At 63.3% G+C, this 12,735-nt stretch carries 12 protein-coding genes and 2 pseudogenes; 4 read left to right on the forward strand and 10 right to left on the reverse strand.

The features are described from left to right. Positions 1-54: 54 nt before the first annotated feature. Positions 55-294: pseudogene (locus PAA8504_RS19295) on the forward strand (integrase core domain-containing protein); the annotation flags it as partial. A 734-nt stretch (positions 295-1,028) separates the two neighbouring features. Here PAA8504_RS19295 and PAA8504_RS19300 read toward each other — a convergent pair. The 4 genes from PAA8504_RS19300 to PAA8504_RS19315 are packed head-to-tail and all read right to left on the reverse strand — an operon-like array spanning position 1,029 to position 4,146. Next, positions 1,029-1,892, reverse strand: coding sequence for a glycosyltransferase family 2 protein (locus PAA8504_RS19300; protein ID WP_108895785.1), 864 nt, complete (start codon positions 1,890-1,892; stop codon positions 1,029-1,031). 2 nt (positions 1,893-1,894) lie between these two features. Continuing rightward, the gene (locus tag PAA8504_RS19305) at positions 1,895-2,458 is read right to left on the reverse strand and encodes an SAM-dependent methyltransferase (RefSeq protein WP_245897702.1); all 564 of its coding nucleotides are present in this window, start codon (positions 2,456-2,458) and stop codon (positions 1,895-1,897) included. Positions 2,459-2,462: 4 nt separating this feature from the next. Next, the gene (locus PAA8504_RS19310; RefSeq protein WP_108895787.1) at positions 2,463-3,140 is read right to left on the reverse strand and encodes a PIG-L deacetylase family protein; all 678 of its coding nucleotides are present in this window, start codon (positions 3,138-3,140) and stop codon (positions 2,463-2,465) included. Then, positions 3,133-4,146, reverse strand: coding sequence for an acyl-CoA dehydrogenase (locus PAA8504_RS19315; protein ID WP_146190535.1), 1,014 nt, complete (start codon positions 4,144-4,146; stop codon positions 3,133-3,135). The genes PAA8504_RS19310 and PAA8504_RS19315 overlap by 8 nt, the downstream gene beginning before the upstream one ends. A gap of 285 nt (positions 4,147-4,431) precedes the next feature. Here PAA8504_RS19315 and PAA8504_RS19320 point away from each other — a divergent pair, with 285 nt between their 5' ends. Then, a complete protein-coding gene (locus tag PAA8504_RS19320; RefSeq protein ID WP_108895789.1) occupies positions 4,432-4,848 on the forward strand; it encodes a ribbon-helix-helix domain-containing protein in 417 nt (138 codons plus the stop codon). 25 nt (positions 4,849-4,873) lie between these two features. Then, positions 4,874-5,956, forward strand: a complete 1,083-nt coding sequence (locus tag PAA8504_RS19325) for an extracellular catalytic domain type 1 short-chain-length polyhydroxyalkanoate depolymerase (RefSeq protein ID WP_108895790.1) — start codon at positions 4,874-4,876, stop codon at positions 5,954-5,956. 460 nt (positions 5,957-6,416) lie between these two features. Here the strand turns inward: PAA8504_RS19325 and PAA8504_RS19330 are convergent, their stop codons facing one another. The 6 genes and pseudogenes from PAA8504_RS19330 to PAA8504_RS19355 all read right to left on the reverse strand — a co-directional run. Further along, the gene (locus tag PAA8504_RS19330) at positions 6,417-7,541 is read right to left on the reverse strand and encodes an ATP-binding protein (RefSeq protein WP_108895791.1); all 1,125 of its coding nucleotides are present in this window, start codon (positions 7,539-7,541) and stop codon (positions 6,417-6,419) included. A 39-nt stretch (positions 7,542-7,580) separates the two neighbouring features. Continuing rightward, entirely contained in the window at positions 7,581-8,570 is a 990-nt protein-coding gene (locus PAA8504_RS19335; protein ID WP_108895792.1) for a SpoIIE family protein phosphatase, read from the reverse strand. Positions 8,571-8,599: 29 nt separating this feature from the next. After that, complete coding sequence (locus PAA8504_RS19340) at positions 8,600-9,016, reverse strand: ATP-binding protein (protein WP_219928958.1); 417 nt, start codon at positions 9,014-9,016, stop codon at positions 8,600-8,602. Continuing rightward, on the reverse strand, positions 9,013-9,369 hold the full coding sequence (locus PAA8504_RS19345; protein ID WP_108895793.1) for an STAS domain-containing protein: 357 nt from the start codon (positions 9,367-9,369) through the stop codon (positions 9,013-9,015). Before PAA8504_RS19345 ends, PAA8504_RS19340 begins: the two co-directional genes overlap by 4 nt. 16 nt (positions 9,370-9,385) lie before the next feature. After that, entirely contained in the window at positions 9,386-10,255 is an 870-nt protein-coding gene (locus PAA8504_RS19350; protein WP_108895794.1) for an STAS domain-containing protein, read from the reverse strand. 325 nt (positions 10,256-10,580) lie between these two features. After that, positions 10,581-11,247: pseudogene (locus tag PAA8504_RS19355) on the reverse strand (transposase); the annotation flags it as partial. A gap of 389 nt (positions 11,248-11,636) precedes the next feature. Between PAA8504_RS19355 and PAA8504_RS19360 the strand changes: the two are divergent. Beyond that, the gene (locus tag PAA8504_RS19360; protein ID WP_181375882.1) at positions 11,637-12,728 is read left to right on the forward strand and encodes a transporter substrate-binding domain-containing protein; all 1,092 of its coding nucleotides are present in this window, start codon (positions 11,637-11,639) and stop codon (positions 12,726-12,728) included. Positions 12,729-12,735: the final 7 nt, after the last annotated feature.

Genomic DNA, 12,735 nt, shown 5'->3' on the forward strand with positions numbered 1-12,735 from the left:
TACATCGCGTCCCGTTGCCCGGCAGGGTCATGCGGAGCATGATCCCGGGAGGGGGGAAAGCCAATGCAGAACGGTTTCGTCGAGAGCTTCAACGGCAGGATGCGCGATGAGCTGCTCGACGAGACCACGTTCCGCAACTTGGCCCATGCGTGGATCGTGATCGCCGCATGGGCTAACGACTACAACACCGAACGCCCGCATTCGGCCTTGGATTACCAGACCCCGGTCGACTACGCGCGGACCCTGACCACCGCAATCGTGGCAGGTCAGTGGCTCTCCAGATCAGGGCCTTGAGCTTCGCAAGCGCCATCTCAATGGGGTTTAGATCCGGGCTGCAGAAAGGCATGAACCGGAATCAGGCACCTACGGCCTTCATGGTCGTCGATGCCTTGGGGCTCTTGTGCGATGCCGGGTTGTTTAGAATGGTCTTCGCGCCCAGTGCCGAGGGCCGGTTGGGTCTCGACATTGAGCGCGAAGACTCCGAGACATGGCACCGTCGATCACCCCGGGCGCATCCAGCCAGTCGTGACACAGGGCCGCGATGAGGGTCGGGGTGTTCCCTTGGCCGAAGCACCCGTGGTCGACGAGGCGCTTTGCCTTTTGGGGCCATCCAGTGGTCTAGGCCGTATTCGTCTTCGGCGACGTTTCGTCGATGAAACCAGGGCAAATAAGGGCGTTGCGCAATCCAAGTGTCAAGGATCATCATCCGTCCGACTCCAGTGCCATGAACGACGCCCTGCCCTCTATGAGTCAAAAATATCGCGTTCACCCGGGAGTCTGCAGTTCGACGCAAAGGCACTTCTTCTCCCCCCTTGTCGTGTCGTTCCCGGGCCGCGGCGGACGGCGCCGACGGCCAGGAAGCGATATGCGTCCGTTCTTCGCGTCATACTCGCCCTATCAGGGTCACGGGTCATCGGCCAATGGATCCGTTCCAAGCTTGGGTTGCCGCCCCAGCCGCTGCGATGGGGGCCGTGTCTGAGCGGCGCTTGCCGCCCAATACGAACTATAGGCCACGGTTCACTACAGCATCAGACTGCGCCGGCGAGCTGCGATGCATGATGCGCCGAGATCAAAGCGCGGAGATATTTTGCCGTGCGGCGAAGATCCGCAATCTCCCCTTGCAAACGGATCTGATCGGTCGCACGCGCCGAGATGGTATCAGCCATTCCCCCGGGCGCTCGCCCTTCAAGACGACACGAGGCGGTCACCACCAAGTCCCACGGCCGCGCGATGCGACCGCCCGATGCCTCGATCCGGGCGACGATCCTGCGATCTTCGTGGCACGGGATCGCTTCGAATCCGCCCGCGGCGAGATACGTGCCGGTCCGAAAGGCCAGGCTCGCACCCGGCGTCTGCCCATGCCGCGGCAGGGGGTCGTATGTGCAGGGCGCACGAAGGCCGTCCAACTCGGCCCCCAGCGCGGCAACCTCGTCTTCCAGCGCGCCGTGCATGCGCACGATCCTGGGCAATCGCGCAAACTCTTCCGGGTCAGGCACGACACGGCCACAGATCACGTCGACCTTTTCCATCGCACTCCGTACGATATGGCCCCACCCCGGCATCACGACGCAGTCGGCATCAGTGGTAGCCAGAATCGTTGCATGGGGCGCCGCGTCGAGGGCCGCCTGCATCCCCATTCGCCGCGCCTCCCCCACGCCCCCGGAAAGGCAGCCGGTTTCGAGCACGGCGACGCGCAGACCCTTGGATCGCCGGGCGATGGTTGCAGTCGCGTCGGAGCATCCGTTCGCGATGACGATAACGTCCTGGATATCAGGCTCAGAAGCGAATGCGGACAGGGTGACGGGAAGTCGGTCCGCCTCGTTGCGCGCCGGTATGGCGACGATGAAGCCGCTCACGCCCCAATCGGATGGAATGAAAAGGTCATCTCTCATCGTCAAGCCCCGCCGAGCGGTGCAAAGAGGTCGATCCGATGGCGCGGGTCGCCCGGTTTCGCAGGTATTCCATCGCGGGTCGTAGAAGCCGTGAAGTGTTTGAACGCGTCCGATCCTTCCAGCGGATTGCCGGAGGGTCCAAGCCAGGTCACAGCCAAGATTACTGCACCGGGCCACCGGAAATCGAGTTGTTCCGCAAGCGCCCGTAGCCCTGGCCGGTCCAGAAAATAGAGGATCTCCGACAGGACGATCAAATCGTAGGCCCCCTCGGGCAGTTCGCAGGGCAAGAACGCCTGAACGAACTGCCCTTTCGGGACGGCGGCCCGTGCGGCATCGAGGGCTGCGGGGACGGCATCGATACCGGTATAGGCGTCGCAACGCGGGGCCAGACGCGTCGCGAGCTCTCCGTTGCCGCAGCCAATTTCCAGGGCGTGGGCATATCGCAGGTTCGGCAGTGCGGCGAGCGTGGCCTCGAACCGGGCAGCTTCGTAGGGCGAGGACCGGAAATCCCACGGATCGTCGGTTCGGGCGTACAGGTCTTCCAGATGCGTCCGCGAAACGGCCAAGGCGCTAACCGATCCGCTCGTCGAAGATCTCTGGACCTTCGGCGAACATCCGGGCAAAGCCATCGGGCATTGTGAACCCGTCGGGGTCATCGCGGATCACCCTGCCGTGCTGGCTAGCATGCGCTTCAATGGCACGTTGTTTCAACGCCGTGTCGACCGGATAGGTGAAACGCCGACTGCCGGGAACAGGCGGCGCCTCACCACCGCCAGCCCAGCGCGACCAGATCGGATAATATAGCAGCCGCAATCGCGGTCGCCGGGACACCAGTTGGCCGGCGAGTGACGCCGTCGTCACGTGGTCGCAATGGGGGTCGAGGGGCGACGGTGCGATCAGGACTCGGCAGCCCAACCGGTCGATCAGGTCCTCGAGCCTCGAAAGAACGGCCCTGAGCGGCACCTCGTGGAGGGCCGCATCGGGATAGCCTAGACACGTCACGTCCCGGCGCGGATCGCCGCCCAGAATCTCGATGGCACTGGCCAACTCGCGCGTGCGTATCAAAGTAACATCTTCGGCGCTGCGGGGATGCGACGCCCCGCCATCCGTAAGGCAGACGACATGGGCCTGTTTGCCGCTCCGCCACCAATCGGCGAGAAGTGCGCCGCAGCCAAGCACTTCGTCATCCGCGTGCGGCGCCAAAACCAGCAACGAAGCCGCGCCGGAAAGATGATTTTCCCTATCCATGCCAGATACCGGAAAGCGGTCCGGTCCTTCCAAGAAGGGTCCGGCCGGCGCGTAGCTCCATCGCGTCTCGGGCGACCTGCCGGCAATAGGTCGCCAGATCGCGTGCCATCCGTCCCGTCTCGGAACCCTGCGCGAAATGTGGAAGGCCCACCGATCGCTCGACGGCCGCAATCGTATCCTGCGCCAGATCCTCGGTCAGAAGGCGAGCCTGGATCGACAGGGCCACCGACCGATCAGGATCGACGGCCCCTTCTTTTCCCTGGGCCACTTTTGCAGAACGCTCGACCAGGCCGAACGCGGCGAGAGCCCTCGCGAGTGGACCGGCAAGCCGGGCAACCTGTGCATCCGCGTCGAGACGCCCGAGGCCTGCAAGATAGTCGCGCGTCGCGCCCAGAAGGCCCATTGTTCCCCCAAGCTGCAGCGCCGCGATGCGCCAGACGCCCCCAACGAATGTAGGCTCCGCGTGGTACGCCCCAGGGGCACCGATCCACGAAGGCCGCAGGCCTGTCACGTCGAACTCTCCCGAAACGGTCGCGCGCATGCCCAGCATGTCCCAGCATTCAGGACGGCACCTTGCAGGATCGTTCGCCTCGACAAGGGCCAGCCGGCTTGTGTCGCCATGCGCGACGGTCACCAGCGCGTGCGTGACGACTCCAAGGCCCGAGGCATATCGCTTGCATCCCGAAAGCTGATCGCCCGCGGCCTTCACCGGATCGTCGCCATCCGCCCCCCAGATGCCAAGAATGGCGCCGTCCGGCACAACGCTCGGTGCATGAAGGTCTAGAAGCTGCCGCGCATTCACATGCCCCTCGGCGAGGCGTGCCACGGGCAAATTCGCTTCGGCCAGTGCGACGAGCGTTCGGGCAAGCTCAACAGGCCTGTCGTCATCCAAAACTCCCGAAGCCAGAACATTGGTGATCGAAGTATAAAGCGATGCCCCGGCATCCTCGTCCGCTGCCCTCTTGCGAAGTGTTCCGAGGATCTGGTCCCGGGAATGAAATGGCATCTGGTTGCCCAAGGTCTGGTCCTGTCGCGAACGGCCATGCAGTTCTGGCTTGCTTGATAAGCGCAACAGCCCATCAGGGTCTTCGTTCCGCCCAGGATCTTGTTCCGCGCAAAAATTGGTCGGGCGGCCGTCAGGTGCAACTCCGGCGCTGCCTTACGCTGTTCGGGCCTGAATTGCGCCCTTTGCAGCAGGCCGAAATTCGAATGGACCGAAGAATTCCCTTTGGCGCCTTGCCGTTCCGAAAAATAGCATCCATATACCATCCACACGGATGGAGAATCAGCGATGGCCGAGATACGACAGCTCAGGGACAAGCAGCCGGAAAACGAGAAGATCACCATCAACCTCGGTTTCGTCGATCTGGGTCGCATCGACCTTCTGGTGCAGGAAGGGTTCTACTCGAACCGCAGCGATTTCATCCGCACCGCGATCCGAAAGCAACTCGACACGCACGGAGAGGCTGTCGACCGCTCGATCGAGCGCCATACCATGGAGCTCGGCCTGCGAGATTTCAGCCGCGCGGAACTCGAGCAACACCGTGCGGCAGGCGAGGTCCTGCACATCAAGGTCGTCGGCCTCGCCCGTATCGGCTCTGACGTCACGCCCGACCTCGCCCTGGCGACTATCGGCTCGATCACCGTTCTCGGCAGTCTTCAGGCCTCCGCGGACATCAAGAAAGCCCTGGCCGACCGCATTCAGTAACGGCAGCCCCATAAGGACGAAACAGATGATCAACTTCAACGCCGGCGCATGGCGCCCGGCGAGCGATGGCGCGCGCGCCGCACAGCTCTCCGCCGCCAACGATCTGGTGACCCGCACACTCGCTCAGCACGGTCTGACCGCAGGATCTTTGCCCGGTGGCAACACAGTCGGGGTTGACGCCGCACCCGCTGCCTTGTCCGCCCTTCTGGCCCGTTTTCAACCGATCGGGTCCATGGCAACCGAACCCTATGGTCTGCCGGAGGGTGCCCGCTTTGACGATGACAGCTTCACCTGCGCCGCCGGGACGCGCCGATATCGCACCTACGTCCCTGCCTCTGGGCAGACCGGCGTCACCGGCCTCGTGGTGATGCTCCACGGTTGCACGCAAACCCCGGAGGATTTCGCTGCTGGCACCGGGATGAACGCCCTGGCCGAACAACACCGCTTCATCGTCGTCTATCCCCAGCAGTCGCGAGGTGACAATGCCCAGTCGTGCTGGAACTGGTTCAGCCGCGGCGATCAGAAACGGGACCGCGGCGAACCCGCGATCCTTGCCGGCCTGACCCGGGACGTCATTGCCCGCCACGACGTTCCCGAAGACAAGGTCTTCGTCGCGGGACTTTCGGCCGGGGCGGCGATGGCCGTGATCCTCGGGGGTGTCTACCCCGATCTTTTCAAGGCCGTGGGCGCCCATTCCGGACTACCTGCCGGAGCGGCAAACGATATACCTTCCGCCTTTGGGGCGATGGCCGGGCGCGCGGCCGAGGGCGCTCCGCGTTCGACCATCACGCGAACCATTGTTTTCCACGGCACCGGCGATACCACAGTCCACCCATCGAACGGCGAACGGATCGCCCGGCAAGCCCTCGAGGGCGGCCCGCGGCAGAGTATTCAGGATGAGGGCACCGGAACGATCGACGGCCGATCCTACCACCGATCCTCGACCTACCGTTCCGACGGTGTGGAAGCGGTGGTTCACTGGACGGTGGAGGGCTTGGGCCACGCATGGTCGGGTGGACAATCCGCAGGCAGCTATACCGACCCGCGTGGTCCGGATGCCAGTGCAGAAATGGTCCGCTTCTTCTTCGCGGGAGCCGCGGCAGACTGACACTTTTGCGTCATTCGCTTGGCCCGAACGCCGAAGTGCTGAAGGACCGATAATCCAAGCGGGGCAGATCAAAAGGCAGGTCGCTCCGCACCCCGGTCCACCTGTGTCGGCGTGAAGATCAAGACCGGGTCGTCCAAGCAGGACGGCCCGGTTCCCTCGGCTTCGCGCCCATCAGAGACGTCGAAAGGGCCATACCTGGTTCTCTGGATCCCGCGCCCACTCAGTCCCGACTGCTATCACGATGTCTTACCCGGCGAAGGCTTGCGAAAACAATCATTCTGCCCCGTTTGGATTTGCAGAAACGCCTACCGTGCAACGGGCGCCGTTGGGCGATACGACCGATCGGATCGCCTATCCGGCTGTTCCCTCTCCAGCCCAGAACAGACGTTCGAAGGCTACATGGCCGCCCCGGTACACCCCTCGTTCGCCAAGGATTAGGCAGCGTCTCGAAATGGCGGGTCTAGGCAATCACCGGGAAGGTCATCTCGACAGTAAGACCCTCCCGTCCGTCGACCGAGAGATGGCCCATGTTGCTCGAGACGGTTCCGCGGATCATACTCCACCCGAGCGATCCCGACCGTTCCGGCTGCTGTCCGTCGGACAGGCCATTGCCGTCATCCCCGAAGCGAAATCGCACCAGCTCGCCCTCTGTGAACAGCGAGAGCTTGATATGGCCCCGGTTCCGCCCCGCGAAGGCATGCTTGAACGTGTTGGTGATCAGTTCGCTGGTAATCAGCCCCAGACCCAGCGCCAAGCGTGCCGGGATGGGGGTCTCGTCTGCCTCCACCTCGACGCGGACCTTCAGGTCCGCACGGTTGAACGTCTCGGCCAGCGCGGCAATCTGTTGCAAGTGGGCACGCGGGCTGACGCTCGATTCCTTGCCGGACTGTAACAGCCTGTGCGTCCGCGCCATCGACTCCACCCGAATACCGAGTGAGGCCAGGACATCCCGCGTTTCCTCGGCCTTGGCGCGGCGTCGTTCCATACGCATCAAAGAGGCAATCATCGTGAGGTTGTTGGCGGTGCGGTGATGAACTTCGCCGATGGCGAGGTCGCGGGCGCCGAGGTCGGTCTCGAGCTGGCGGATACGCCGGTCTGCGTTGGACTCGCGCATCAGGATCTCTTCACACCGCATACCCGCGTCCGCGGCGCACCGGGCCAGTTCCGAGGTTTCGACCGGAGCCTGGAAATCCGCCTTGACGCGCGTTCCCGAGGCCCCGGTCTCGATCTCGAAGTCATCCGCCATTCGCTTGACACCCGAAAGGCCAAGCCCCAGCCCGCTCTTGCGCAGGGATGGGCCTTTGTCGGCAAGGGCGGCGTCAACGTTGTTGATCCCGGGTCCCTGGTCGGCGAAGGCAAGGCGCAGAACAACCGTTCCACCCCGCGGCTCGTGCAGGCTGAGGCGCGCGTAGCCGCCCCGGCCGTGTTCGATCACGTTGCGGGACAATTCCATGGCACAGGTGATCACCCGCGTGGCGTGAAAGGGCTTGAACCCGACAGCTTCGGTCACCGCCTTGGCGATCTGCTGCAGGACTTTCACATCATCGGTATCCGTGAGCGAAAGGGAGGTAATCGTATGGGCCATCGTCCTCTCTGGGTGGGCAGGGCAAATGCGGGTTCAGTTCTACGGGCTCCAACGGACCGCGGCCACGCTGATGTCGTCGCTTCGATGCAGATCGTGCCGCGCCAGCAGTAAAGCAGATGCCATGAGCGCGCTATGCCCGGACAGGCTCTGCGCTACGTCGCCATTCACGGTCCGCAGCCCGTCGCTGTGCAGCACGACGAGGTCGTTGGGTTCGAGGTCGAGCTGCTCTTCCATGGGGCGGGAAATCGCGCTGCCCACGTAGCCGTCCCGGGTCACGAGGCGTTTGACTTCACCCCGCCGCAGACGAAAGCAGCTGATATTTCCAAGATTACCGTAATCCATCCGCGGGATGTCGGGGTGTAGATCCAGGATCGAGATGACGCCGCCACGCGATCCCTTAAGCTCCTCGACAAGCTGCGAGATTTTCTCCCGTGGGGTCTCAAGGGGGCGCCGTACCGCGCCCTGAGCCATGGCTTGCCCGGCTTCGGCGGCCGACATCCCGTGCCCCATGCCATCGCTTAAAGCGAGTCGAACGCCGCCCCGGTGGGCCAGCGTGGCCCAGGCATCACCACAAACCGTTTCGGTCGGGTGGGACCGGCGCAATCCGGCCACGTCGAGGCCCTGGGGCCGCTCCACCTCGGGGCCGTCGAAACGGCACGCCCATATTGTTCCGGTTGGCCCGGTCACGACTTCGGCGCGGTCCGACAGTCGCTCGATGGCGCCGATGCCTATACCCGCCCCGGCGCCCCCGCTTTGCCGATCCTGACGCATGAGGTCGAAATTGGAAATGCCCGGCCCCCGGTCATAGGCGACCAACGCGACCGAGTGTCCCCGGGGCTGCGGCATGGCTTGCGCGATGAAAAAGCCCTCATCGGCGTATTTCAGAATATTAGTCGTCAGTTCAGTCGCGACGATGGCCAGTTCCTCGGCCGTGTCCGCGCCGAGTCCGGCTTGAAGGGCTTCGGCGCGCGCATGTTGACGTGCGATGGCCACGTCGGCGCGCGTGGTGATGTCAAGCAATTCCAGCATGCCGTCGCTCTTCCTGATGCCGCGACGGTCTAGGCGCGCCCGGCCAATCTCACATGTGTGCCGACTCCGGGTTCGGAGACGATGTCGAATTCGTCAACGAGGCGCTTCGCGCCTCCCAGCCCGCGCCCCAATCCGGTGCCCGACGTATAGCCGTCGCGCAGGGCAAGCGCCATGTCCTCGATGCCGGGGCCGTCGTCGATGCAGTCGACCCAGACCATGCGATTGCCGGCGTCGCAATGGATAAGCGCGACAGCCCCGCCGCCATAGTTCAGCCCGTTGCGGAAGATCTCGCTTGCCGCGGTCACTAGGCGGGTTTTCCGAATGGCTTTCGCCCCCAGACCATCCATGGCCCGTCCGACAGCCTGGCGCGCGCGCACGATATCCTTTTCGACGGTGATCTCGTGCCGCTCAAACAGCTGCCCGCGCAACCTGGGCAGCCGGTTCACCGACCTGACCGCAGGCGAGATACCGCATGCTGAAGGTTGCGCGCCGTCCGAACCGAGGGCAGCGTCATTCCCAGCTCGACCAGCGTCATGGCCACCGCCGGTCGCATGCCGACCAGGTAAGTCGGCGCATCCAGCAGCACCCCGATACCGGCAAGCTGGGCGATGATGCGGCCCACGAAGGTGTCCACGATCTCCAACGCGCTGATATCGATCACGATGCCCTGAGCGTCGTTGGCGTGCACCTCTTCGGCCAGCCGATCCTGAAGCGCCACGATATCGCCATCGTCGATGTTCTCGTCGATCGCGACCAGCATGATCTCGTCGACCAGGAAAAGCCCTGCCGCCTGGCTCATTTTCGACCGCCTCGCCTCACTGGACCTTCCGAGCAACGACGCCGGCTTCCAATTGGCGCAACGCGTCGGCCAGGGCCATTCGCAGCGAACTGCGGGTGCGGACCTCACCGGTGTCGACGCCCAGTTGCACCATGGTCTGGGCGATGCGCGGGCTGATGCCGCTGATGATCGCCTCGGCCCCCATCAGCCGCACGGCGGCCGCGGTACGGATGAGATGCTGCGCGACCTGCGTGTCCACGGTCACGACGCCTGTGATGTCGATGATGACGATATCCGCCTTCTTCTCGACGATCGCGGAAAGCGTGTTCTCCATCACCTCCTGCGCGCGCATCGAGTCCAGCGTGCCGACCAGCGGCACGGCGATCACGCGGTCCCACAGCTCGACCACGGGCGAGGCAAGCTCCATCATCTCGTCGTGCTGACGCTGGATGGTCTTGTCGCGATCCGAGATGCACAGCTCGGTCGTGTAGAGTGCGACCGCGTCGATCAGGCGGGTGAACTGGCTGATCGCCTCGATAAGGACCTTGCCGTTTACGTCATCGACCGTATCACGCAGCCGCTCGAAAAGCGGGTATTTCAGCGCCAGAACGAATGCCGCCATGTCGCCGGTCGAGACACCGCGCTTGGTCCGCTCGCGTGTGACCTCTGCCAGCGCCGCGCGCAGGTCGTCCCAGCACTCGGCCTCGGGGTCGAGATCGTCGCTCTCGATGCTGGCACTGACGCCTTTCGCCAGCGCATCATAGAGCATTGTGATCTGCGCCCGCGCTTCGCTTTCGGTGAAAAGGTCCTTGCGGATCAGGCCTTCCTCGGCTTGGGACGAGCCCCACGCCTTCAGCAGCCTGTCGCGTTCGTTGTCCAGAATAACATGAATATGGCGCACGGGCATGATACTGGTCCTTGGTTAGGCGACAACGAATGCGTCAAGTCTTTTCGAGTATCATCCGTGACTTGTGAATAGCAAAAATTACAATTGCCACGGACCAGCAACGAAACGCTCCCTGAGCGGCTGCAGGCTGGTTCTCCCGATCCCGTCTCACGACTGTTGCGCCAAACTGCTCCTTGCCCTCTTCCGCTCCGACGTCCTCGCGATCGACGGTCGGCTCATGCCGCCGCGACCCGAGACTGATAGACACCGCTCTTGACCGGCAGGGCCCGGACGATGCGCGCCATTCACTGCCCGGCATCACATGCGCAGCATGTTTGAGAGGGATGTTCGCCAATGCAACGCGCACCGGCATCGGCGGCTTGCGCGACAGCATGCCGCCCAGCCACGTGCCGGGCTTGGCCGAAGCGTGGGTATGCCGTTTGATAATGACGCTGTTGGCGCCGATGATCAGCAGGCGTCGCAGGGACCGCTCGCCCATCCGCTGCCCGGCATGGCATTTCGCAGAAATGTCCCGCGAGGGTCGTCGTGGCTCCGAGCCGCCGGTCGAGTGCTGCCGGGGCACGAGGCCGAGCCAGGCTGCAAAATCGCGCGCTCGGCGGAACGTGTCAGGCGGGGCCAAAGTTGCGATGGCTGTCGCAATCAGCGGGCCGATACCCGGCACCTTCATCAGACGCCGCGCCACTTCGATCTCTTTGGCGCGTTGATTGATCTCTGCATCAAGCTTGCCGATCTCTGCCTCGAACTGCGTCAGTCACGTAGGCGGGTGGGATCAGCCGAACGTCATGGCCCAGCTTGCCGACCTCACGACCCCAGAAATGAGCGCCGCCGCGGGCTTCCATCGCCACGAGGCAGGCCGGGAGCTGGCCGGAAAGCTCCAGCACCTGATCGCGCCGCAACGTCTTGCGCAGGACCGCACGACCAGTGCCGTCGGCCCTATGCCCCTGGACCACGGTCTTCGCCAGATCGAGCCCGACCGTGAAAATCTCCGACATGACCGCTCCCCTCCCGTGGATCGTTGCCTTGGCACACCGATGCCGTAGGGGGGCGGTCACATCATCAACGCCGATCTGCGGTGGAAGGCCCTAAGCGCATGCGACAACGCCAAAGGCATGATCTGCGGTCTTCCTCAACAAAACTGCAACGGTCATCGAACACGCGCCTCCAAGTCGGAAATTTACCGGCTGGTGACTTCTTTGCGTCAGTTTGTCCGCCATCACGCTCCCTGATCGAAGCGTGGTTTGCTCTGATCGCGGGGAAATCGACAATGTGGCTTCGCTTCTGCGTCCTGTTGCTCGCAGGTTCCGTCGTTTATTTTGCTTTCACGACGACTCCCGTTGAAGCCGCAAAGCTCAAACTTTGCTCGGACATTACCCGATCCGCCGTGGCGAGCGACCAAATCCTCGTCGGGGTTCGAGACGCACCGCCATTCGTCGAAACTGACGATATTCGTGGTCTGCATGGCCTGTCCATCGATCTGTGGGAAAGCATCGCGATGGACCTGACCGATTCCGGATTGATCTCGGGATATGCCTATGTCGAATGCCCCCTCGGAGAGCAGATCGACCGCCTCGAAGATGGATCGCTCGACATCGTAATCTCGCCCCTCACCGTGACGTCCGAAAGACTGGCGCGGTTCGATATGTCACACCAGTACGCCTCGTCCGGCCTGACGGTGGCACGACGTCGGACCGAAGCAATTAACTATACGGCAGCCGCAGAGATCCTCAAATCGGCTCTTTCGCACAATCGGCTTATCGCGATCGCCCTTGGCTTTGCCGCCCTAAACTTGTTCCTCGCAGCGGTAATCAGGCATCATTGGGTGAACTCAGAACATGCGCCGCGGGCGAGCGGGAAATTCTCGGCGTTCATGCAATATGGTTTTGAGGCCGGAACCCGAACGACCGGCCTGCGCGGGATCAGCGACAAGTTCGAGACGATGGGCGGGCGGTTGATCGAGCTGTTCATGATCGTCATCGGGACGGCCATATCCGCGCTGTTGGTCTCGTTGATAACCACATCCTTTGTTGGTTCGATGGGGCAGTCCGGGGATGTCGATGCGCAAGACCTTGGAGCCTATCGGATCGGCACTTTGGCGGACTCCACCGCGATGCGGTTCGTCGAACGCCAAGTGGATGATACCGAATGCACCGCCACGCAGTCCAGCTCCGAACCGGCATGTCGGACGGTGCGAAGCTGGCAGGATGCCATGTCGCTCTTGGCGGATGGTGAGGTCGATCTGGTTGTCGGAGACTGGCTCCAGCTCTCCTACCTCGCCCGGTCGGATCTTTACGGCGAAGTCGATGTGCAAAGCAAAGTAATGATGAACGAGCCCTACGGTTGGGGCCTGTCCCGGGATCGGGACGATAATATCGGGCTCGAGATCGACCGGGGCATCGTGCAGCGGTTGCGCAGTCCGGAATGGCGCAGCTTCGTAGAACGGTATCTTGGCGACGGAAGCATTTCCCCCGAATAAGGAGAAA

Source organism: Palleronia abyssalis, from assembly GCF_900302445.1.
GTDB lineage: Bacteria > Pseudomonadota > Alphaproteobacteria > Rhodobacterales > Rhodobacteraceae > Palleronia > Palleronia abyssalis.